Below are 21944 nucleotides of genomic sequence, written 5' to 3'. Positions count from 1 at the left end.
AGAGCCCGCGACCGCCACCGGCGGCCGGGCGCTCAGGATGGAAGACACCGCACTCCCGACCTACCCGCAGAAACTTCTCGCCGAGCTGCTGGGCACCGCGATGCTGGTGTTCGTCGGCGTCGGCTCCGTGCCCGCCACGACCCTGCTCGGCGGCGCCGCGCCCTTCACGATGGCCGAACTCGGCATGATCGCCTTCGCGTTCGCGATGGTCGTGATCGCGATGGTGTACGCGATCGGCCACATATCCGGCTGCCACATCAACCCCGCGGTCACCCTCGCGCTGGCCGCCACCCGCCGGATGCCCTGGCGCGACGTCCCCGGCTACCTCGCCGCGCAGGCGGCCGGCGCGCTGCTCGGCGCGCTCGCCATCGTCGCCGTACTCGGCCGCAGAGCCGTCGGCGCCGGACTCGGCATCGCCTCCTACGCCGCACCGACCGGCGCGGGACACGCCTTCGCCGCCGAGGCGATCGGCACGTTCATCCTGGTCTTCGTGATCTTCGGCGCGATCGACCGCCGCGCGCCCGGCGGCTTCGCCGGCCTCGCCATCGGCCTCGCGGTGTTCGCGGTGATCATCCCGATCGGCCCGGCCACCGGCGCGGCCGTCAACCCCGCCCGCGCGTTCGGCCCGATGGTCATCGGCGCGCTCTACGGCGGCACCGTGCACTGGGGCCAACTGCCGGTCTACGTCGGCGCCGAGGTGGTCGGCGCGCTGCTCGCCGGCCTGGTGCACACCGCGTTCGCCACCCGCCGTACCCCCGCCGCCCGTACCGCGGGCACCGCCGGCCGGCCGGCGCCGGCCGCCGCCCCCGAAGGAGCCCTGTCGTGAAGAAGCTGATCAACGCGCCCGAGACCGTGCTCGACGACGCTCTCGCCGGTATCGCGGCCGCCCACCCCGACCTCCTGACCGTCGACACCGTCCAGCGCGTCATCACCCGGGCCGCCGGCCCCAGACCCGGCAAGGTCGCGCTGGTCTCCGGCGGCGGCTCCGGCCACGAGCCGCTGCACGGCGGGTTCGTGGGCGCCGGCATGCTCGACGCGGCCTGTCCGGGCGAGGTGTTCACCTCGCCCGTGCCCGGCCAGATGGTCGCCGCCGCGAAGGCCGTCGACGCCGGCGCGGGCACCCTGTTCGTGGTGAAGAACTACACCGGCGACGTGCTGAACTTCGAGATGGCCGCCGAACTCGCCGCGGAGGACGGCCTGTCCGTCGCCTCGGTGCTGGTCGACGACGACGTCGCCGTCCAGGACTCCACCTGGACCGCCGGGCGCCGCGGCACCGGCGGCACGGTCTTCGTGGAGAAGATCGCCGGCGCGCTCGCCGAACGCGGCGCCCCGCTCGCCGAGGTCGCCGACACCGCCCGCCGGGTCAACGCCGCCACCCGCTCCTTCGCCGTCGCCCTCACCGCCTGCACCGCGCCGGCCGCCGGCAAGCCCGGGTTCGAGCTGCCCGACGACGAGATCGAGGTCGGCGTCGGCATCCACGGCGAGCCCGGCCGCCGCCGCGAGAAGCTGCGCCCGGCACGGGAGATCGTCGCCGACATGCTGGCCGCCGTCCTCACCGACCAGCCGCTCGCGACCGGCGACGAGGTGCTCGTCATGGTCAACGGCCTCGGCGGCACCCCGCTGATCGAGCTGTACGTCGTCTACGGCGAGGTCGCCGCGCTGCTGGCCGCACGCGGCGTGCGGATCGCCGGGAACCTGGTCGGGAACTACGTCACCAGCCTCGACATGGCCGGCGCGTCGGTCACCGTCTGCCGGGTCACGCCCGAACTGCTCGACCTGTGGCGCGCGCCGGTGCGCACGGCGGCGCTGCGCTGGGGCGTCTGACCCGGCCCACCGCCCGCGGGTGCCGTGCCAAGGCGTACCGCGCGCCATCCGATCGCCCTATCCGACTGCGCGCACTGCCCGCACATCACTTGCCGCCCGCGGGTGCCGTGCCAAGGCGTACCGCGCGCCATCCGATCGCCCCACCCGACTGCCCGCACCGCACGCACATCACCGCACTGACGAACGGAGATCCCGTGGACACCGCCCTCGCCCGCACTTGGGTGCAGGCCATCGCCGCGGCCATGGACACGCACAAGGACCGGCTGACCCAACTGGATTCCGCCATCGGCGACGCCGACCACGGCGCCAACATGCACCGGGGCTTCGCGGCGGTCGCCGCGGCCCTGCCGGAGTACGACGCGGCGACCCCCGGGCTGATACTCGTCAAGACCGGCTCGCTGCTGATCTCCGTGGTCGGCGGCGCGTCCGGGCCGCTGTACGGAAGTGCCTTCCGCTCCGTCGGCAAGGCGCTGGACGCGCCAGAAGCGCCGGACGCGCCCGACGAGCCGGGCGGGTCCGGGCCCCAGGCGGGTACGGCCGGTCCCGAGCGGGTGGCCGACGCGCTCGCCGCGGGACTGGCCGGGGTACGGCGGCTCGGCGCCGCCACCGAGGGCGACAAGACGATGATCGACGCGTACGCACCCGCCCTCGCGGCGTTCCGCGCGTCCGCCGCGGCCGGCGGTGACCTGGCGGAGGCGGCCGCCGCCGCGGCCGACGCCGCCGAGGAGGGCATGCGGGCCACCACCCCCATGCAGGCCAGGAAGGGGCGGGCCTCCTACCTCGGCCCGCGCAGCGTCGGCCACCAGGACCCGGGCGCCACCTCCACCGCGCTGATCTTCCGCGCCCTCGCCGACACCGCCGCCGCGGCCAAGGCGGCGGCATGAGCACCCGCCTCCGCTATCCGGGACAGCCCGCCTCGCCCGGCACCGCACTCGGCGAACTCCACCGCACCGACCGCCCCTTCCCCACGCCCACCCCGACCCTCACCCGCGTTCCCCGTCAACCCGCCGACGCAGGCACGGGCACGGGCACGGCGTACGGCCCCGGTGGAACGGCCGCGAATACCGCCGCCGAGGGCGCGGAGTGCGGGTGCGGGCCCGGCGATCCCGCCGCCGAGGGGAGCGGCGAACCCGCCATCTCCGGCCGCGCCGACGCGAGTTCCGGTACCCCCGCCTCCGCTTCCGCCCCCGCAGGCCCGTCCGGTCCGCGCCGGCTCGCCGCGCTGCCCGCGCCCGCCGACGCCGGCGAGACGGCCGTCGCACCCGAGGCCGGCGGGCTGGTCGCGGACGCGTTCGACACGGCCGCCGACCGCCTGCACGCCGTGGCCGCCGGGCTGCGGGCGCGGGGGGACGAGGAGCAGGCCGACATCATCGAGATCGGCGGGCTCATCGCGCGCGATCCCGATCTGCGGCAGCACGCCCTCCGATTGGTCGCCGGGGGAGCGGACCCGGCGGACGCGGTGCACGAGGCCGTGGACGCGCAGGCCCGGGCCATCGCCGCGCTCGGCGACCCGGTGCTCGCCGAACGGGCCGCGGACGTCCGGCAGGTGGGCCGCCGGGTGCTGGCGGTGCTGCACGGTGTCCAGGAGCCCCCGCCCGACCGGCCGGTGGTGCTGGCCGCCCGCGAGATCGGCGCCGCCGACCTGCTGGAGCCGGGCCGTACGGTGACGGCCGCGCTGTCGGTGACGGGCGGGCCGAACTCGCATGCCGCCATCGTGGCCCGCTCGTTGGGCATCCCGCTGCTGCTCGGCGTCGACCCGCTGGTGCTCGACCTGCCCGACGGAGTGGAGACCCTGGTCGACGGGGCCGCGGCCGTCGTCCACCCCGCGGCCGGGGAACGCGAGAGCGCGCTCGCCGCGATCGCGGCCGTACGGGAGCGGCGGGCCCGGCTCGCCGCCGAGCGGCACCTGCCGGCCCGGACCGTCGACGGCCACCCGGTGACCCTGCGGGCCAACGTGGCCACGCCCGCCGACGTGCGGGCCGGCCTGCTGGCGGGCGCGGACGGCGTCGGCCTGCTCCGTACCGAACTGCCCTTCCTCGACGCGGTGCGCTGGCCCTCCCGGGCCCGGCACACCATCGCGCTCGGGCCGGTGCTCGCCCCGCTGGCCGGGCGGATCGCCACCGTCAGGACGCTGGACTTCGCCGACGACAAGCTGCCGCCGTTCCTGTCCGCGGACCGGCCCGCCGGCCGCGGGATCGGGCGCGGGCTGCCGCTGATGCTGGCCCGACCGCACGCGTTCGGCGAGCAGTTCACCGCACTGCTGGCGGCGGCGGCCGGTGCGCGCGCCGAACTGCGGATCATGATCCCGATGGTCGCGGACGTCGGCGAACTGCGGGCCTGCCGCGCCCTGCTGGACCGGGCGGCGGCGGAACTCGACCTGCCGGCACCCCCGTTGGGGATCATGGTGGAGCTGCCGGAAGCAGTCCGGCGGATCGACGAGCTCGCCCGCGAGGCCGCGTTCCTGTCGCTGGGCACCAACGACCTGACCTGCCAACTGCTGGAACTGGACCGCCGGGACCCGGCCGCGGGACCGGCGTCCACCGCACACCCTGCGGTCCTGCGCGCGATCGCCGCGGTGGTCGCGGCCGCACGGACGCACCGGCGGCCGGTGTCCGTCTGCGGCGACGCCGCCGCGCACCCGCTGGTGCTGCCGCTGCTGGTCGGGCTCGGCTGCGACACCCTGTCGGTGGCCCCGTCCGCGCTCGACGAGGTCCGGGCCGCGGTCCGCCGGCTCGACCACACCTCCTGCCGGGAGGCCGCGGCCGAGGCGCTGGTATTGCGGACCGCGGAGCAGGTCCATCACCTGGTCCGCTGCCGGCTGCCCGCGCTGCCCGACTGACGTCCGGCCGGCGCGGACGGCTCGCGGACCGGGGCAGGGGCGGGAGTGCAGAAGGCGGCGGAGACGGGGGCACAGACACGGGGGCACAGACGGGGGCGGGCTCACCTGACGATCCGGTGAGCCCGCCCCTCCCAGGAACCCGGCGGTGTCAGGCGGCCGGGTTGGTCGTGATCTGGCCCTCGCCGCTCTGCGCCAGCCAGGTCGACCAGCTCAGGTTGAAGTCCGCGTAGCCGTTGTCACCCTTGGCCTTGCCGCGCGGCGAACCGGTGATGGTGATCGGGTCGCCCGGCTTGATGAAGTTGTAGAACCACTTCGCGTTCGCGAGCGACAGGTGCACGCAGCCGTGCGAGCCGTAGCTGTGCCCGGGGTACGGGTCGCCGGTGGAGTAGTGCACGTAGGTGCCCGAGGTGGTCAGGTGCACGTCCCACGGCAGGGTCAGGTCGTAGTAGTCCGGGCTGGACTTGTTGCAGCTGATGCCGACGCTGCAAGAGGTCATCCGGACCTCCTTCTGCTTGTCGATGACGGCCATCGTGCCGTCCCACGACGGGAACGACGGGCTGCCGGCGTCGATCGGCATCGTCTTCACCACGGTGTCGTTGTGCGTCACCTTCATGCTGTGACCGGTGACCGACACGCTGGCGCGGTTGTCGTCGCCGATGGTGAAGGTGTGCGTGTAGCTGTGGGTGCCGTAACGCCCGTTGCCGTTCGGCACGTTCTTCAGGTCCGCGTCGATGGTGACCTTGGTGCCCGGCTTCCAGTAGTCCTGCGGGCGGAAGTCCGCCCGGGTGCTGCTGAACCAGTGCCAGGCACCGGTGGTGGGCACCGACGTCGATATCTTCATCGCCTTCTCGACGCCGGCCCGCGCCGAGGTCGCCACCGGGTTGGTGAAGACCACGGAGATCGGCATCGCCACGCCGACGGTGGTGCCCGTCTGCGGCGTTATCGTGTCGAGAAGCATCGGCGGACCCAGCGGCTTCGGCGTGGTCGGCTTCGGGCTCGCGGTCACCGCCGAGCCTGACGACGACGCCTTCGCGTCGTCCTTCGGCGGCGTCGAAGCGGACGAATTCCCACCGCACGCGCTCGTGCCCGCGAGTACCGCACCTGCCACCAGTGCGATCCCCATGCTGGTCCTGACCCGACCCATGTACCTGTACTCCGCTCATATCACTGCATCGGCTGCGACTACCAAACTTAAGACTCCCCGGCGATCAGCGCGGTTCCGGTCGCCGGTAAAGCGGATGCCAAGCTTTCGAACCGACCCCGGAACGTGACGAGATGGCCGCCGTGCTCACGGACGGTGCCGCCGGTGCGGGACGGGGGAAAGCTTGGGCATGCTGGCCCCACCCCAGTCGGCAAGGCAACAGTAGTGAGGTCAGAGGCCCGTGGACGGCACAGTCGTAGAGGGCGCCGCGCCGTGCGGTACCCCTTTCGGAACGGCTGCGACGGGGAGTTCGGATCATGACGGATCTCACACGACGGAATGTGCTGCGCGGCTCGGGCGCGGCGGCGCTCGGCGGGTTCACCGCGCTCGGCGCACCGGGTCTGCCCGGTCTGCCCGGCGCCCCGCGGGCACAGGCGGCGTCGCCCACCGCGCGCCGCGACCCCTACCCCTTCCTGCACGGCGCGTTCGCCCCGGCCACCGAGGAGGTGACCGCCTTCGACCTGCCGGTCACCGGCCGCGTCCCACGCGAGCTGGACGGCCGCTATCTGCGAACGGGCCCCAATGTGCTGGGGCTTGAGGACCCCCGCGCCCACCACTGGATGCTCGGCGAGGGCATGGTGCACGGCGTGCGGCTGCGTGACGGGCGCGCCGAGTGGTACCGCAACCGCTGGGTCAGGTCCGCGGCCGTCGCCGCGAAGCTCGGCGAGCCCTACCCGTGGCAGGCCCCCGCCGACGACTTCGCCAACAACACCCACGTCATCCCCTACAAGGGCCGGGTGATGGCCCTCCAGGAGAGCGGCCCGACGCCGTACGAACTCGGCGAGGAACTGGACACCCTCGGGCCGTACGACTTCGGCGGGACGCTCAGCGGTGCGTTCACCGCGCACACCAAGTACGACGAACAGGCCGACGAGCTGCACGCGATCACGTACTACCCGACCTGGGACCACGTACGGCACCTGGTCGTCGACCGCACCGGGCGGGTGGCGCGCACCACCCGCATCCCGGTCGCGGACAGCCCGATGATGCACGACTTCGCCCTGACCGAGCGCTATGTGGTGGTGTTCGACACCCCGGTGACGTTCGACGCCGCCGCCGCGCAGGCCGGCGCGCTGGTGCCGTACACCTGGAACGACAGGCATCCGGCCCGGGTCGGGGTGCTGCCGCGGGCCGGCGGGCCGATCCGCTGGTTCGAGACCGACCCGTCGGCGTACTACTCGCACACGCTCAACGCCTACGACGACGGGACCACCGTCACCGTCGACTTCACCAGCTTCCCGACGCCGTTCTTCGCGGCCGGGCGCGGCTGCGACGGGCCCTCGGCGCTCGGCACGCCCCGCCTGGACCGCTGGACGATCGACCTGGCGCACGGGCGGTTGCGCTCCCGGCGGATCGACGACCGGCCGCAGGAGTTCCCCCGGGTCCGCGAGTCGCTGGTCTCCCGCCGCCACCGGTACGGCTACGCGGCCACGGCCGGAGAGATGTGGCGGGCCTACGAGACGGTGGACGGGGTGGCGCCCGACCGCGTCTTCGGCAACGCGCTGCTCAAGCACGACCTGTTGCGGGGGAGCACCGAGGTGCACCGCTTCCCGAAGGACTCGCCCGCGAGCGAGGCGGTGTTCGTGCCGGCCGGCGGCGGCGCCCGCGCCGAGGACGACGGCTATGCCCTCGCCTACGTCCACGATCCCGTGCGGGGCGCCGCGGATCTGGTGATCCTCGCCGCGCAGGACTTCAGCGGGGCGCCGCTGGCCCGTATCCATCTGCCCGGGCCGGTCCCCCTCGGCTTCCACGGAAGTTGGGTCCCGGCGTGACGCGGACGGGCGGGCGCTCACGCGGACTCGCTCAGGCGGACGGGCTCACGCAGACGGGCGGTCCGAGGGGACGCGGTCGGTCCGCCAGCACATGGAGCGGAAGGGGAGGTCGATCGTGCCGTCGGGGTCGAGGAGGCCGGGGCGGGCGCGAAGGGCCTGCTCCGCCTGGGAGATGAGGGCGGCGCGCTGGTCGGCGGGGAGGATGAGGAGGCGGCTGTAGGTGCCGAGGAGGGCAGCCGCGTCGGCGGGGGTGGTACGACGGGCGCAGGTGAAGGTGGCGTGCGCGGGCTCCGCGAAGGGGGAGCCGGGGCCGGCGAGGGTCTCCCGCAGCCGCTCGCCGCGCCGGAAGTGCTCCCGTGGCGGGCGGTCACGTTCGGCCGTACGGGCGGCGCGCAACCCGGTGCGCCACTCGTGCACCCAGGGCACGGTGTCGTCGAGCCCGTTCCACACGACGCTCAGCCGGCCGCCGGGCCGCAGCACCCGGGCGATCTCCGGCACCGCCCGCTCGGTGTCGAACCAGTGCCACGCCGAGGAGACCACGACCGCGTCAAGGGTGCCGTCCGGCAGCGGAATGGCCTCCGCGGTGCCCTCGAGCACGGTCACCCCCGGGTTCCGCTCCGCGAGCACCGCCCGCATCCGGCCGTCCGGTTCGACCGCGACCACCTCGGGCCCCCGCGCGGTGAGCAGCCCGGTCAACGTGCCGGCCCCGGCAGCCAGGTCGAGCACCCGCGCGGCGCCCTCGGGCACCAGCCAGTCCACGGCCGCGTCGCACGGCGCCGGCCGCAACCGCCCGTACTCCGCGGCGATCGAACCGAACACGGTGGCCCGGCCCTCCGTCCCAGCGGCCTTGCTCGCGTCCTCGTCGGCCATGCCCGGCAACTCCTCCGCCTCGCGATTCCCGTTCAGTGACCGAGCGTAGGCGATCAAGCCGGCGGGGCTAGCAGGTGGTGTCGGTGGCGTAGAGGACGATCGCATCGAGGATGCCGCGAACGAGGGAACGGGACACCGACAGGTCCCAGCCGCCCTTGGACAGACCCGTGTCGACCAGGCCGTGCGCGGTGGTGCGCCGGTAGACGTGCCAGCCGTCGGCCACGAGGGCGCGCACGACCGCGGTGTAGTTGCCGGGAGTGTTGGTGACCGTGCTGTAGCCGCTGTCGGCGAAGCACTCCGCTGGCAGCGGCTTGCCCGTGCGCTTGACGGAGACCTTGAGCCCGACGGTGATGAGCCCGGTGACCTGCGGCGCCCGCACCGCCGTCACCACGCCCGAGAGGTCGGCCTCCACCACGGACTTGCTCAGGTGCGGCCCGGCCGGCACCCCGTCGCCGGGTTCGTCGCCCGACAGCAGCAGGACGAAGACGGCCGCTGCGCACAGCACGGTGGACCACGTGATCCGCATGCATCCCCCGGTTGCGTCCGCTGCACGGACCCTATCGGCTCGGCCCGCGCCCGGCGGACGCATCCCAGCGGACGGGGCCCGGCGGACGGGGCCCGCGCCCCGGTTCGTACCGCCGGGGCGCGGGTCCGTGGCGTAGAAACCGGCCGGCACGGTGCCCGTGGGGTTCACAGCACCTTGAGGATGTCCTCCACCCGCTCCTTCGCGTCGCCGAACAGCATCTGGGTGTTCTCCCGGAAGAACAGCGGGTTCTGCACGCCCGCGTAGCCGGTGTTCATCGAGCGCTTGAAGACCACCACGTTCTCCGCCTCCCACACCCGCAGCACCGGCATGCCCGCGATCGGGCTGGCCGGGTCCTCGGCCGCGGCCGGGTTGACGGTGTCGTTCGCGCCGATCACCAGCACCACGGTGGTCGCCGCGAGATCGTCGTTGATCTCGTCCATCTCCAGCACGATGTCGTACGGCACCTTGGCCTCGGCGAGCAGGACGTTCATATGCCCGGGCAGTCGCCCCGCCACCGGGTGGATGCCGAAGCGGACCTCCACCCCGCGCTCGCGCAGCCGCCGGGTGAGGTCGGCGACCGGGTACTGCGCCTGCGCGACCGCCATGCCGTACCCCGGGGTGATCACCACCGACGAGGCGGAGCGCAGCAGTTCCGCGGTCTCCTCGGCGTTGATCTCGCGGTGCTCGCCGTACTCCCTGTCGTCCGAGGGGGCCGCCTCCATACCGAAGCCGCCGGCGATCACCGACAGGAAGGACCGGTTCATCGCGGTGCACATGATGTACGACAGGTACGCACCGGAGGAGCCGACCAGCGCGCCGGTGACGATCAGCAGGTTGTTGTCGAGGAGGAAGCCGGACGCCGCCGCGGCCCAACCGGAGTAGCTGTTGAGCATGGAGACCACCACCGGCATGTCACCGCCGCCGATGGACGCGACCAGGTGCAGCCCGAGCGCGAGGGCGACGACGGTGACCGCGATCAGCAGGCCGATGTTCGGCGACGCCACGAACGCGGCGGTCAGCCCGACGAACGCCACGAGGGCGCCGACGTTGAGGTAGTTGCGGCCCGGCAGCATCAGCGGGCTCGACTTGATCCGCGCGGACAGCTTCAGGAACGCGATGATCGAGCCGGTGAAGGTGACCGCTCCGATGAAGATGCCGATGAACACCTCGGCGTGGTGGATGCCCAGCAGGTCGTGCGCGATGGTGGTCTGGCCGCTGCCCTTGGCCTCCACTTCGAGATAGCCGTCCCAGCCGACGAGAACCGCGGCCAGGCCGACGAAGCTGTGCAGTATCGCGATGAGTTCCGGCATCCCGGTCATCTCGACCCGGCGGGCCCGCCACAGGCCGATCCCCGCGCCGATCACCATCGCGACGACCAGCAGGCCGATCCCGGTGGCGGCGATGCTGCGGGAGGCCAGGCCGATGGTCGCGGCCAGCGCGATCGCCATGCCGGAGATGCCGAACACCACGCCGGAACGGGACGTCTCGTGCTTGGACAGTCCGGCCAGGCTGAGGATGAACAGCAGAGCCGCGACGATGTAGGCCGCCTGCGCGGCGGTCGATGCAGTCATCGCGGCCTCAGTCCTTGGAGAACATGCCGAGCATGCGGCGGGTCACGGCGAATCCGCCGAAGATGTTGATGGACGCCAGCAGGATCGCCACGAACGACAGCACCGTGACGGCCGTGTGCGCGTGCCCGATCTGGAGCAGCGCGCCGACCACGATGATGCCGGAGATCGCGTTGGTCACCGACATCAGCGGGGTGTGCAGGGCGTGGTGCACATGCCCGATCACGTAGTAGCCGATCACGATGGCCAGCACGAACACCGTGAGGTTGCCGATGAGTTGGGCGGGGGCGAAGCCGGCGAGCACGAACAGCACGGCCGCGGCGGCGCCGACCACGGTGTAGCGGCGGCTCGCGGTGGCCGGCCGCTTCGCCGCCTTGCCCGCGGGCGGCGTCGGCGGTGGCGCGCCGCCGGCCGCCGGCGCGGGCGCCGCCGAGACCTGCACCGGCGGTGGCGGCCAGGTCTTCTCGCCGTCGCGCACCACCGTCACCGAGCGCTGCACCACGTCGTCGAAGTCGAGCACGACCCGCCCGTCCTTGCCGGGGGTGAGCAGCTTCAGCAGGTTCACCAGGTTGGTGCCGTACAGCTGCGACGCCTGGGTGGGCAGCCGCCCGGCCAGATCGGTGTAGCCGACGATCGACACTTGGTTCGGGGTGACGACCACCTCCCCGGCGACGGTGCCCGCCACGTTGCCGCCCTGCGCGGCCGCCATGTCCACCACGACGCTGCCCGGCCGCATGCTCGCCACCATCTCCTCGGTGATCAGCAGCGGCGCCGGGCGGCCGGGGATCAGCGCGGTGGTGATGATGATGTCCACGTCCGCGGCCTGCTGGGCGTAGAGCGCGGCGGCGCGGGTGTTGTAGTCGTCCGACATCTCCTTCGCATAGCCGGTGGCGCTCACCTCGGCCTCCGCCGACTCGACCGAGAGGTACTCGCCGCCCAGCGACTTGACCTGGTCGGCGACCTCCGGCCGCGGGTCGGTGGCGCGCACCACCGCGCCCAGGCTGCCGGCGGCGCCGATCGCCGCGAGACCGGCCACGCCCGCGCCCGCGATGAGCACCTTCGCCGGCGGCACCTTGCCGGCCGCGGTGACCTGGCCGGTGAAGAACCGCCCGAAGAGGTGGGCCGCCTCCACCACCGCCCGGTACCCGGCGATGTTCGCCATCGAGCTGAGCACGTCGAGCGACTGGGCCCGGGAGATGCGCGGCACCGCGTCCATGGACAGCGCGGTGACCGGCCGCTCGGCGAGCGCGTCGACCAGGTCGGGGTGGGTGGCCGGGGCGAGCAGCGCGACCAGCACGGCACCGTCGCGGAGCAGCCCGATCTCCTCCGTCGACGGCGCGTTCACCGCCAGCACCACGTCCGCGCCCCACGCGCCGGCCCGGTCGCCGATCGTCGCGCCGGCCTCCTCGTACGCCTCGTCCGACAGGCTCGCGCCGTGTCCCGCCCCGGCCGCCACGACGACCTCGTAGCCGAGCCCGCGGAGTTGCTTCACGGTCGCGGGGGTGGCGGCCACCCTCGTCTCCCCGGGTTGCGACTCCGACACGACCCCTACGACACCCACAGGTTGCGCAGACTGACTCATCTTGGTCCCTTCTGGCCTGGACGGGTTCGGTTACGCAGCCTGCCATGCATTACCAGATGGGCATTGTTCATTCGCGATCGGTACCGACTGCTTCGACACACCCGGTGCGGAAGGGGGCCGACGTGTCCGCCGTGCCAGCGGCGTCAGCCGCGTCAGGCCGTCAGCGGTGTCAACCGCCGTACCACCGGCCGCGAGGACCGGCGCCGGCACGCGGATCGCCGGCGCGAGCACGCGGATCGCCGGCCGAGGTACGCGGACCACCCGCCGGACGCGCCGGGAACGGCCTGTACCCGATCCCGCCGGCGGAGCGCTACGATGCGTCGCAGGTCATTCGGGCAAGGGGCCCGGGAGTGGTTGCTGGGGGTTTGGCATGGTTGCCGGTCGGGTTGTCAGGTTCGACGGTGCTCGCGGTTATGGGTTCATTGCGCCGGAGACCGGTGGTGAGGACGTGTTCCTGCACGTCAATGACCTGTTGATCCCGGAGTCGTTCGTGCGCTCCGGTGTCGCGGTCGAGTTCGAGGTCGAGGACGGTGACCGGGGGCTCAAGGCGTCCTCCGTCCGCCTCGCCCACGGTGCGGACGGTGTGCCCGCCGGTGTCACCGCCTCGCGCGGTTCCGCGGTCTCCTCCGCCCCCCGCTCCTCGGGTGGCATCGACCTCGACGACCCCATGTGCGACGTGCTGAGCGAGTACGAGTACACCCGCGAGTGCACCGAACTCCTGCTCAAGACGGCACCCTGGATGACCGGCGAGCAGATCATCCAGATTCGCCAGCAGCTGCTCCGCTTCGGCAAGAGCCACGGCTGGGTCGAGGACTGATCGAGGGTTGATCGAGGGCTGATCGAGGACCGGCGGCACCCGCCGGCCCCCCGCCGGGCGGCATCTCCGGAACACGCCGGAACCGTGCCGTCCCGAGCCCCGCAGGCACTACCGTGGGTCCCGAGACGTAACGTAGGCGTAGCGGCGCACTCCGCGTGACTACGCCTGGGCTCCGGGGGGTTGTGCCGTGCTTGATCCGCTGTCGGTGTCGGCGGTCACCACGTTCCTCGGTTCGGTCGGCGCCGGTGCGGCCGGCGAGTCGGGCCGCCGGCTGTGCGAGGCGGTCGGCGGTGTCGTGGCGCGCGTCGCCGGCCGCGAGGTCACCGCTCCCGCCGACGCGGCCGCCCGCGAAGCACTGGCGGCGGTCCTGGTCGACCAGGCCCGCAGCGACCCTGAACGGGCCCGTGCCCTCGGCACCTGGATGAGCGGCGCCCCCGCCGACCCGCGCCCCGACCGCCGGCACGTGCCGCACACGCTGCCCGCCTCCGTACGCTTCTTCACCGACCGCAAGGGCCCGCTCGCCGCACTGGACCGGGAGGCGTTCCGCAAGCCCGACGGCCGTCCGCGGATCGCCGTGCTCTACGGTCCGGAGGGCGTCGGCACCAGCGCGCTGGCCCTCCACTGGGGCGGTCTCCAGGCACACCGCTACCCCGACGGCACCCTCTACGCCGACCTGCGGGCCGGCTCCACCAGCACCGCCCCCACGGCCACCGCGCTGCTGCGGCACTTCCTGCTCAAGCTGCACGTCCCGCAGGAGCGCGTTCCGCCCGCCGCCCAGGACCGCGCCGAACTGTTCCGCGCACTGCTCGCCGACCGCCGCCTGCTGGTCGTGCTGGACCACGCGCGGACCGCCGCCCAGGTCGTGCCCCTGGTCACCGCCGCGCCCGGCGTGTTCACGCTGGTCGTCGCGCGTCGCCCGCTCACCGGCCTGGACGCGCGTCCGGTGCTCGTCGACCCGCTGGGGGACAAGGACGCCAAACGGCTGCTGGTCGACCTCGTCGGCAAGCAGGCCGTGGCGGCGGCCCGCGCCACGCTGCCCTCGGTGCTGGAGCGTTGCGCCGGTTCGCCGTTCGCGCTGCGGGCCGCGGCGACCGACCTGGCCGGGGCCGCCACCGCGCCGCCGGCCGCCGGCGGGGACCCGGTGCGGACCGTGGTCGACGGCCTCTACCGCCGGCTCGCGGCGCCGGCCGCCCGGGTGTACCGGCTCGCCGCGCTGCGGGCCTGGCCGGCGCTGGACCCGGGACCGGTGGCCGCCGCGGCCGGGATCGGCGAGCCGGAGGCACGCGACCTGCTCGCCGAACTCGCCCAGCACGGCCTGCTGGAGCCGGCCCCCGACGGCCGGTACCGCTTCCGCCCCGCGGTCCGCGCGCACGCGGCCGACGCCGCCGCCCGCGAGGACGGCGTCGCCGCGTGCGCGGCCGCCCTGCGCCGCGCCGTCGAGTGGTACGTGTCGTTCGCGGTCCGCGCGGACCACGCGGCGCTGCCGCAGCGCTGGCACATCGGCCCCCGCTACGACCGCTACGACCGGCTCGGCGCGGACGGTGTGAGCGGCGCGGACGGCGGGGCCTTGGCGGGCCGGTACGAGGACGAGGGCGCCGCCATCGCCGCGTTGACCGCTGAGGCCGACAACATCGTGGAAGCCGTCCTGGCCGCCGAGGAGTTCGACGACCCCGCCGCCGTCTGCGAGGGTGCCGAGGCGCTGTGGGCCCTCCAACTCAAGGCGGGCTGCCACGACACGGTGCTGCCCGCCCTGCGCGCGGGCGTCCGCGCCGCTCCCGCCTACCACGGCGACCCGCGGATGGCGGGCCGCATGCACACCCAACTGGCCCTCGCGCTCATCGAGTCGGCCGGATACGAGGAGGCGGGCCGCGAACTGGCCGCCGCCGCACGGGCGGAGGAGGCCGCCGGGCATCTGCGCGGCCGGGCCACCGCCGTCGAGACGCTGGGCCTGCTCCGGCTGCGGGAGTGGCGCTTCGCCGAGGCGCTGAGCTGCTTCGAACAGGCCGGGCTGCTGCTCGCCCGGATCGGCCCGGACGACGACGGCCGCGAGGACGTGCCGCGCGCCACGGCGCTGGTCGAACGCCACCAGGGCCGGGCGCTGCGCGGCCTCGGCCGCTTCGAGGAGGCGAGGCAGCGCCTGGACACCGCGCTCGCCTACTTCGAGCAGACCACCGACGAGCCCTACAACGCGGCCCGGGTCCTGACCGACCTCGCCGAGACCGACCTCATGGCCGGCGACGCCCCGGCCGCGCTACCCCTGATCGACCGCGCCGCCACCCTCCTCGGCGCGCAGCACGCCACCGTCCACCTCGACTACCTCGCCGCCCTGCGGCTGCGCTGCCGGCCCGAGCAGCCGTGACGCCACCGCGTGCACGGCCGTCCCGGTCCGCACCGTGAACCCGCGGGTGAGCAGCGGCTCGGCGCCTTCGCCGTGCGGCCCGAGCAGGGCGAGCAGCGCGGACGCGTACAGCGCCGGGTCCGGACCCTCCACCGGGTCCTCCACCGGGTCCTCCGCCGGAGTCTCGCCCGGCGCCTCGGGACGTGGCCGCGCGGTGAGTTCGGCCAGCAACCCGCCGCGGTGGCGTACGACGCACGCGTGCCGGCCGGTGACGTACGCGGCGAGCGAGCAGGACGGGTACCGCGCCAGTACCTCCGCGGTCCAGCGCCGCGGTGGGCCGAGCCGCGGGTCGTCCGGGTCGGCGTGGCGCAGGATCAGGTCGGCGAGGTCGAGCACGCCGGGGTCGAGGGTGTCCTCGTGGACGGCCAGATGCCCGTCGCCCGGCCCGTCGGGTTCGTGCCGAGGGTCGGCGTGGCGGCGTACCGCGAGGACGCCGTCGGCGTCGCGGTGGACGATCACCCGGAGCGGCGCGGTGGGCTCGGCCGGTTCGTACGGTGGCAGCGGCAGCGGGTCGAGCCGCGCGGGGGCGGCGGGCTCGGGGATGCCGATCAGCCGGTAGAACAGCTCGCGCAGCAGCCGCGCCGACCCGCCGGGCGAGGAGGTCGTCAACTCGGCCGGGCCGCGCAGCGGTCGGTGCTCGGTGATCGCCCGCTCCAGTTGCGGAAGGAGCGCCGCGTACGGGTCAAGGCGGGGCGCGGCGCGGACGAAGGCGGCCACCGGAGTGCCGGGCCCGAGGGCGGCGAGGGAGGCGGAACCGAGCAGCACGGGTGTGCCGCGGGCGGCGGCGTAGTAGCTCACCGACCCGAAGTCGCCGATCACCAGGTCCGCGGCGATCAGCGCCTGCCGCCAGCCGGCGAGCGGGTCGATCAGCGTCAGGCCCGCGCGGCGGGCCCGGTCGAGCCACAGCCGCACCTGCCCGGGGCCGTGCCCGGCCCAGATGTTCGGGTGCAGCACGGCCGCCACCCGGTACTCGTCCGCGGGCAGCTCCGAGGTCAACCGCGGCAGCAGCAGCGGCAGTACGTCATCCGGGCCGCCGTCGCCGAACAGGGAGGTCGGGTTCCAGGTGGAGTTGAGCAGGACCAGCCGCTGGCCGGGGCGCACGCCCAGCGCCCTCCGGTAGCGCGGCCGGTGGTGTTCGGCGGCGAGCATCCGGTCGTAGCAGGGGTCCCCGCCGAGCACCGCGGTCGGTACGGCCTCGGGGCAGGCGGCGGCGAGGCGGTCCACCTGCTCGGGGTGGGACAGCACCATCGCGTCCGCGATCGGTTCGCCGCGGGCGAGCAGCCACTCCCGTGACAGCCCGAAGACCGATTCCGGCTTTCCGGCTTTCCGGCTTTCCGGCTTTCCGGCTTTCCGGCTTTCCGGCTTTCCGGCTTTCCGGAAAGGGTCTTATTGTAGCCGATTCCATGTGAAAGTATGACCAATTTGCCCTCAAGGCGCTCCAGTTCGCCGCCGAAGCTCGCCGACACCGCCAGGTCCACCGGGGTGCGGAGCGCCTGGTCCCAGGGCAGCACCGGGACGCCCACCGCGTCGAGGAGTTCGCGCACCCCCGCGCCGAACGGCGAGGAACCCGTACAGGTGGCGAGGAGTTGGACCCGCAGGTCGTCGCGGAAGAGCGGGAGCACGTCGAGCAGCCGGGTCGCCGAGGTGACGTTGTGCACGACGAGCAGCACCCGGCGGCAGCTACCGCGGGTCGCCCAGCGGGCCGCCTCCTCGCCGACGGGGACGCGTATCCACGCGTCGCCCGGCTCCGCCCCCTCCAGCACCTGCGCACCCCTTTCGGCCGACCGTGCAGGTCGGCGGCCCTCCAACCTACTCGGGCGAGGCCGGGTACGGGGCGCGGGGCGGAGCAGAAGCGCGGGCGGTCGCCGGGGCGACCGGCCGCGCTAGTGCTGGGGCCGGAAGCGGGTCTGGGCGTAGGTCCCGCCCTTGCGGAAGGCGAAGACCGTGGTCGGCGCCACCTCGAACACCGGCACCGTGCCCTGCGCCCCGCCGTTCGGCCCCGCGTGCCGGAAGCCGTCGTCCAGCGGCTCGAACCGCCATTCCTCGCCGTACTTCGCCACCCATGCCGCCGCCAGCTCCGCCAGGCGCCGCTGCCCGGTGACGCGCACGGCGCTGCCCTCCACCGCCACGTCGAGCCCGTCCTTGAGCGCGCTGCCGCCGGTGGCGAGGACCACCTCGGGGTGCACCGCGAGGTTGCGTGCCTTCTGCTCGCCCTCGCCCGTGCAGAAGTACATCGCCTCGCGGTGCCAGACCGCGATCAGCGGCGTGAGATGCGGGCGTCCGTCGGCCCGTACGGTCGTCAGCCAGTACGTGCCCGCGGCGGAGAGCACCTCGCCGACCTCCGCCCAGGTGCTCGGCTCCGCCGCCGGTTCGCTGAACCGCCGGTCCAGCACGCCCACTCCGGCACCCGTGTCCTGGTGCTCCGCTCCCATGCCGCCACCTCCGCTGCCACGCCTGCCCGCTTCCTTTCCCGCCAGCATGACGCATCCCACTGACAACGCGACGGAAGCCGTGTATGCCGTGAACGGCGCGAACCTCCGCGAACATTCACGAACGCCCGCGAATCGTACGAAGGCCGCGGATCGGCTACGCCGTCACTCCGCGATGCCCCGGGTCAGCAGCACGACCGTCACGAACGTCCGGTACAGCCGCACCGGGTCCTGGTCGGTGAGGGTGACCGTGAGCGGGTCGGCCGGGTCCGGTTCGACGCCGGTGATCCAGGTGGCCATCTCCGCGAGGTCGGGGTTGCGCATGCGGACGGTGAGCGTGGCGGGCAGTTCGATCGCCGGGAGGGACGCCGAGGGGAGGGTCTGCACGGCGCGGCGGGCCGCCGAGCGGATCACCTCGCGGGCCTCTTCGGGATGCATGCTGTCGGCGGCGAACCGGGACACGGACGACTTCACGACGGCGCCGACCGCGTCCGGGCAGAAGGGGCGCAGTTCGGCCGCGGTGGTGTCGTCGCCGGTGATCAGGACCACCGGGACGCCGTGGCCGAGAGCGACCAGCGCGTTGATGCCGCTCTCGCCGGCGACCACGCCGTTGAGCCGGACCTCGGCGATCGCGGCCGGGTTGTAGGTGTGCGACAAGGTGGCGGGCGCGCTGGACATGGAGCCGTGGTACGAGACGAAGAAGACCGCGTCGAACGAGTCGTCCAGGCCCTGCATCATGTAGAGCGGCTTGTGCCGACCGGACAGGTAACGGGCCCGGCCGGCTAGCGCGTCGGGGCGCAGGTTGGACATCGTGGAGTGCGAGTCGTTGACGAGGAACGCGGTCGCGCCGCCGGCCGCGGCGCCCTCGATCGCGGCGTTGACCTCCTCCTGCAGGAGGGTGCGGTAGTACGCGTACTCGGGCTGGCCGTGCCGGCACTGCGACCAGTCGACGACTCCGGCGGTGCCCTCCATGTCGGAGGACAGGAAGATCTTCACAGCAGGCTCCTCACGGCACTCACGGCACTCACAGTGCGTACGGCACTCACGTCGTTCACGGTGCGCGCGGCACCCACCGCGCTCACAGCACGATTCTCGGGCGGAACTCCGGCTCGGTGGACGCGTCGGTCATCAGACCGTAGACGCTGCCCTGCTGGCCGGCCGCGCCGCCGTGGCGCCCGTCGGGGGTCATCGCCAGGGCGCGCAACTCCGCGCGGAAGTCGTCCGGCAAGGTGGCGGCGTCGGCGAGCGCGGCCCGGCACGCGTCGGCCGGCTCCTGCCCGTCGGAGAGCAGTTCCACGATGGTGCGGGCGGTGCCGCCGCGCATGCTCAGCTCGCCGCGGCCGGTGCAGGCGGCGCCGCCGGCCCGCAGGTCGCACCAGTTGCCGGCGCCGGGCAGCGCCGAGTCGCCCACCCGGCCGGGGTACTTGTAGGGGTAGCCGGAGGTGGACACGCCCACGCACATCTCGCCGGTGGCGTCGAGGGCGATGATGTTGATGGTGCCCCAGGGGCCGTCGTGCGGGGCGAGCCGGCGGATCAGTGCGAGGGCGCTCTCCCGGTAGCGGGCGTCGCCGTCGGTGGCGGCGGTGTTCTCGCCCTCGACCGACTCGCGGGAGTCGGCGACCTGCTTGCGCCACAGCTCGCGGGACTCGTCGGTGATCAGGTCGGCGGTGGTGAACCCGCACTCCTCGGCGAAGAGCGCGGCGCCCTCGCCGACCAGCAGGCTGTGCTGGGGCAGCTTCTCCAGGACCGCGCGGGCCACCGAGATCGGGTTCGGGTAGCCCTTCAGCGCGCCCACCGCGCCGAACCGGCGGCCGGAGCCGAGCATCAAGGAGGCGTCCAGCTCGACCTCGCCCCGGGCGTTGGGCAGACCCGCGGTGCCGACGTAGTGGTCGGCCGGGTTGTCCTCGCAGCGCCGCATCGCGGCCTCCACGGCGTCCAGCGCCGAACCGCCGCGGCGCAGCACCTCCATCCCGGTCGCCAGACCCGCCTCGCTGCGTTCGCTGCCGATGATCGTCGCTTCCGCCACGTGTCCTCCTGATCCGTGTTCGCGGGCGCAGTCTTGCACCCGCTGACCTGGGACGGGCAACCGGGGGCCGGGGTTCCGCGCCGGTCACACCCGCATGGCGGTCACGGCTGTGCCCGCAGGGATACGGGATGCAGGAGAGAGATTGACATCGACTTTCTTGCACATCTTCTGTCAAATATTTCGCCTGATGCGCGATCTATTGCGTCTGTGTGTTCGCGTCGTTACGATCCCCGCACCAGCCGCCGGGCCGGTCCATCTCCGCCCACCAGCCCCGCGGTTGCCGGAGTTGACGACCGATCGGAGGAGTCCAGATGGGTGTCACACGCAGGGTCTTCCTGCAGGCCGCGGTGGCCGCCACCGCGACAGGAACCGCCGTCCTCACGCAGACCGCGGCCGCGGGGTCCGCGTCGGCGGCCAGCGGTCCCGGCGACGTGGTCGGGAAGGTGACCGTCGGCTACCAGGGCTGGTTCGCCTGTATCGGCGACGGCGCGCCGATCAACGCCTGGTGGCACTGGAGCGCGAACGACGCGACGGCGCCCTCGCCGTCGAACACCGGGATCGTGGCGTGGCCCGACGTCAGCGACTACGCGCACACGTACCAGACCGGCTACGCGGCGCTCGGCAACGGCCAGCCGGCCACGCTGTTCTCGTCGTACGACCAGCAGACCGTCGACACGCACTTCCTGTGGCTGCAGGAGAACGGCATCGACGTCGCGGCGCTGCAGCGCTTCAACCCCAACGGCAGCGAGGGCCCGACCCGCGACGACATGGCGGCGAAGGTGCGCAGCTCCGCCGAGAAGTACGGGCGGAAGTTCTACATCATGTACGACGTCTCCGACTGGACGAACATGCAGTCGGAGATCAAGACCGACTGGACCAGCAAGATGCACGCCCACACCGCGAGTTCGGCGTACGCGGTGCAGAACGGCAAGCCGGTGGTGTGCGTGTGGGGCTTCGGGTTCGCCGACAACCAGCGGCCGTTCGCCGCTGACGCGTGCCTGGACGTCGTCAACTGGTTCAAGAGCCAGGGCTGTTACGTGATCGGCGGGGTGCCGACCTGGTGGCGTACCGGGGACCGCGACTCGCGTGCGGGCTTCTCGGACGTGTACCACGCGTTCGACATGCTCTCGCCGTGGATGGTGGGCCGGATCGGCAACGTCTCGGACGCCGACAACTTCTACAACGTGGCGACGGTGCCGGACCTGGCGGAGTGCGCCACCTACGGCATCGACTACCAACCGTGCGTGCTGCCCGGTGCGGTGACGCTCCGTCAGCGCGCGCACGGCGACTTCATGTGGCGGCAGTTCTACAACATGGTCCGGGCCGGCGTGCAGAGCGTCTACATCTCGATGTTCGACGAGTTCAACGAGGGCAACCAGATCGCCAAGACCGCCGAGACCCAGGCGCAGGTGCCGACGAACTCCGGGTTCCTGGCGCTCGACGAGGACGGCACGGCCTGCTCGTCGGACTACTACCTGCGGCTGACCGGCGACGGCGGCCGGATGCTCAAGGGCCAGATCGCCCTCACCGCCACCCGCCCCACCCAGCCGGTGGTGGGCGGGAGCACCACGCCCCCGCCCACCGGGAACCTCGCCCTGCACCGTTCCACGTCGGAGAGCAGCCACACCCAGTCCTACGGCTCCGGCAACGCCACCGACGGTGACGCCAACTCCTACTGGGAGTCGGCCAACAACGCCTTCCCGCAGTGGCTCCAGGTCGACCTGGGCGCGGCCACCACGGTGAAGCGGCTCGTGCTCAACCTGCCGCCGGCCACCGCCTGGGCCACCCGCACCCAGACGCTCTCCGTGCAGGGCAGCGCCGACGGCAGCAGCTTCACCCAGCTCGCCGCCTCCGCCGGCCACACGTTCGACCCGGCCACCGGCAACGCCGCGACCGTCACCCTGCCGGCCTCGGTCACCACGCGCTACGTGCGGTTGAACTTCACCGCGAACACCGGCTGGCCGGCCGCGCAGCTCTCGGAGGTCCAGGTCTTCGCGAGCTGAACCGATCGAGCCGTCCGGGCGGTCGCCGACCCTTCCCCGCGCGGCCGCCCGGACTGCCCCCGGCCGGGGCCGAGTCGGTACCCGGCCGG

At 73.5% G+C, this 21944-nt stretch carries 17 protein-coding genes; 8 read left to right on the top strand and 9 right to left on the bottom strand.

Features of this window, described 5'->3' with window-relative positions; all coding sequences use genetic code 11:
- Window positions 1–37 precede the first annotated feature (37 nt).
- From OG896_RS05110 to OG896_RS05095, 4 genes are all read left to right on the top strand, one after another.
- On the top strand, window positions 38–826 hold the full coding sequence (locus tag OG896_RS05110; RefSeq protein ID WP_329362791.1) for an MIP/aquaporin family protein: 789 nt from the start codon (window positions 38–40) through the stop codon (window positions 824–826).
- On the top strand, window positions 823–1824 hold the full coding sequence (gene dhaK / locus OG896_RS05105; RefSeq protein WP_329362789.1) for a dihydroxyacetone kinase subunit DhaK: 1002 nt from the start codon (window positions 823–825) through the stop codon (window positions 1822–1824). Before OG896_RS05110 ends, dhaK begins: the two co-directional genes overlap by 4 nt.
- Before the next feature lie 194 nt (window positions 1825–2018).
- The gene (locus tag OG896_RS05100) at window positions 2019–2708 is read left to right on the top strand and encodes a DAK2 domain-containing protein (protein ID WP_329362787.1); all 690 of its coding nucleotides are present in this window, start codon (window positions 2019–2021) and stop codon (window positions 2706–2708) included.
- Window positions 2705–4663, top strand: coding sequence for a putative PEP-binding protein (locus OG896_RS05095; protein ID WP_329362785.1), 1959 nt, complete (start codon window positions 2705–2707; stop codon window positions 4661–4663). Before OG896_RS05100 ends, OG896_RS05095 begins: the two co-directional genes overlap by 4 nt.
- A gap of 148 nt (window positions 4664–4811) precedes the next feature.
- Here OG896_RS05095 and OG896_RS05090 read toward each other — a convergent pair whose 3' ends face one another.
- Window positions 4812–5807, bottom strand: coding sequence for a L,D-transpeptidase (locus OG896_RS05090; protein ID WP_329362783.1), 996 nt, complete (start codon window positions 5805–5807; stop codon window positions 4812–4814).
- Window positions 5808–6121: 314 nt separating this feature from the next.
- On the opposite strand from OG896_RS05090, the gene OG896_RS05085 reads away from it, so the two are divergent.
- Window positions 6122–7636, top strand: coding sequence for a carotenoid oxygenase family protein (locus OG896_RS05085; protein WP_329362781.1), 1515 nt, complete (start codon window positions 6122–6124; stop codon window positions 7634–7636).
- A 45-nt stretch (window positions 7637–7681) separates the two neighbouring features.
- On the opposite strand, the gene OG896_RS05080 is transcribed toward OG896_RS05085, so the two are convergent.
- From OG896_RS05080 to OG896_RS05065, 4 genes are all read right to left on the bottom strand, one after another.
- The gene (locus tag OG896_RS05080) at window positions 7682–8506 is read right to left on the bottom strand and encodes a class I SAM-dependent methyltransferase (protein WP_329362779.1); all 825 of its coding nucleotides are present in this window, start codon (window positions 8504–8506) and stop codon (window positions 7682–7684) included.
- A gap of 67 nt (window positions 8507–8573) precedes the next feature.
- Window positions 8574–9032 (bottom strand): hypothetical protein, encoded by a 459-nt coding sequence (locus OG896_RS05075; RefSeq protein WP_329362777.1) that lies wholly within the window; start codon window positions 9030–9032, stop codon window positions 8574–8576.
- A gap of 164 nt (window positions 9033–9196) precedes the next feature.
- Window positions 9197–10603 carry a Re/Si-specific NAD(P)(+) transhydrogenase subunit beta gene (gene pntB, locus OG896_RS05070; protein WP_329362775.1) on the bottom strand — a complete coding sequence of 469 codons (1407 nt, stop codon included), beginning with the start codon at window positions 10601–10603 and terminating at the stop codon, window positions 9197–9199.
- A gap of 7 nt (window positions 10604–10610) precedes the next feature.
- On the bottom strand, window positions 10611–12182 hold the full coding sequence (locus tag OG896_RS05065) for a Re/Si-specific NAD(P)(+) transhydrogenase subunit alpha (RefSeq protein WP_329362773.1): 1572 nt from the start codon (window positions 12180–12182) through the stop codon (window positions 10611–10613).
- Between the two features lie 370 nt (window positions 12183–12552).
- Between OG896_RS05065 and OG896_RS05060 the strand changes: the two genes are divergently transcribed.
- On the top strand, window positions 12553–12999 hold the full coding sequence (locus OG896_RS05060) for a cold-shock protein (protein WP_329362771.1): 447 nt from the start codon (window positions 12553–12555) through the stop codon (window positions 12997–12999).
- A gap of 187 nt (window positions 13000–13186) precedes the next feature.
- Window positions 13187–15358 carry a tetratricopeptide repeat protein gene (locus OG896_RS05055; protein ID WP_329362769.1) on the top strand — a complete coding sequence of 724 codons (2172 nt, stop codon included), beginning with the start codon at window positions 13187–13189 and terminating at the stop codon, window positions 15356–15358.
- Here OG896_RS05055 and OG896_RS05050 read toward each other — a convergent pair.
- The 4 genes from OG896_RS05050 to OG896_RS05035 all read right to left on the bottom strand — a co-directional run bounded on the left by OG896_RS05050 (window position 15251) and on the right by OG896_RS05035 (window position 19852).
- Window positions 15251–16645 (bottom strand): hypothetical protein, encoded by a 1395-nt coding sequence (locus tag OG896_RS05050; protein WP_329362766.1) that lies wholly within the window; start codon window positions 16643–16645, stop codon window positions 15251–15253. The two genes, OG896_RS05055 and OG896_RS05050, sit on opposite strands and share 108 nt — an antisense overlap.
- A gap of 635 nt (window positions 16646–17280) precedes the next feature.
- On the bottom strand, window positions 17281–17829 hold the full coding sequence (locus OG896_RS05045; protein WP_329362764.1) for a pyridoxamine 5'-phosphate oxidase family protein: 549 nt from the start codon (window positions 17827–17829) through the stop codon (window positions 17281–17283).
- A 162-nt stretch (window positions 17830–17991) separates the two neighbouring features.
- A complete protein-coding gene (locus tag OG896_RS05040; RefSeq protein ID WP_328471880.1) occupies window positions 17992–18822 on the bottom strand; it encodes a M55 family metallopeptidase in 831 nt (276 codons plus the stop codon).
- 82 nt (window positions 18823–18904) lie between these two features.
- The gene (locus OG896_RS05035; protein WP_328471882.1) at window positions 18905–19852 is read right to left on the bottom strand and encodes a N(4)-(beta-N-acetylglucosaminyl)-L-asparaginase; all 948 of its coding nucleotides are present in this window, start codon (window positions 19850–19852) and stop codon (window positions 18905–18907) included.
- Window positions 19853–20163: 311 nt separating this feature from the next.
- On the opposite strand from OG896_RS05035, the gene OG896_RS05030 reads away from it, so the two are divergent.
- Complete coding sequence (locus tag OG896_RS05030; RefSeq protein WP_329362762.1) at window positions 20164–21855, top strand: discoidin domain-containing protein; 1692 nt, start codon at window positions 20164–20166, stop codon at window positions 21853–21855.
- The last annotated feature ends 89 nt before the right edge of the window (window positions 21856–21944 follow it).

It is taken from the genome of Streptomyces sp. NBC_00669 (assembly GCF_036226785.1).
In the GTDB taxonomy this organism is placed as follows: Bacteria; Actinomycetota; Actinomycetes; order Streptomycetales; family Streptomycetaceae; genus Actinacidiphila.
Note: the sequence above shows the minus strand (reverse complement) of the source record. Positions and strands in the feature narration are given on the sequence as shown.

Bases quoted from the DNA above. Each gene is read 5' to 3' on its own strand.
- OG896_RS05110 (WP_329362791.1), top strand. From the start codon at position 38: ATGGAAGACACCGCACTCCCGACCTACCCGCAGAAACTTCTCGCCGAG.
- OG896_RS05095 (WP_329362785.1), top strand. From the start codon at position 2,705: ATGAGCACCCGCCTCCGCTATCCGGGACAGCCCGCCTCGCCCGGCACC.
- OG896_RS05090 (WP_329362783.1), bottom strand. From the start codon at position 5,807: ATGGGTCGGGTCAGGACCAGCATGGGGATCGCACTGGTGGCAGGTGCG.
- OG896_RS05085 (WP_329362781.1), top strand. From the start codon at position 6,122: ATGACGGATCTCACACGACGGAATGTGCTGCGCGGCTCGGGCGCGGCG.
- OG896_RS05080 (WP_329362779.1), bottom strand. From the start codon at position 8,506: ATGGCCGACGAGGACGCGAGCAAGGCCGCTGGGACGGAGGGCCGGGCC.
- OG896_RS05075 (WP_329362777.1), bottom strand. From the start codon at position 9,032: ATGCGGATCACGTGGTCCACCGTGCTGTGCGCAGCGGCCGTCTTCGTC.
- pntB (WP_329362775.1), bottom strand. From the start codon at position 10,603: ATGACTGCATCGACCGCCGCGCAGGCGGCCTACATCGTCGCGGCTCTG.
- OG896_RS05065 (WP_329362773.1), bottom strand. From the start codon at position 12,182: ATGAGTCAGTCTGCGCAACCTGTGGGTGTCGTAGGGGTCGTGTCGGAG.
- OG896_RS05060 (WP_329362771.1), top strand. From the start codon at position 12,553: ATGGTTGCCGGTCGGGTTGTCAGGTTCGACGGTGCTCGCGGTTATGGG.
- OG896_RS05050 (WP_329362766.1), bottom strand. From the start codon at position 16,645: ATGGTGCTGTCCCACCCCGAGCAGGTGGACCGCCTCGCCGCCGCCTGC.
- OG896_RS05045 (WP_329362764.1), bottom strand. From the start codon at position 17,829: ATGGGAGCGGAGCACCAGGACACGGGTGCCGGAGTGGGCGTGCTGGAC.
- OG896_RS05030 (WP_329362762.1), top strand. From the start codon at position 20,164: ATGGGTGTCACACGCAGGGTCTTCCTGCAGGCCGCGGTGGCCGCCACC.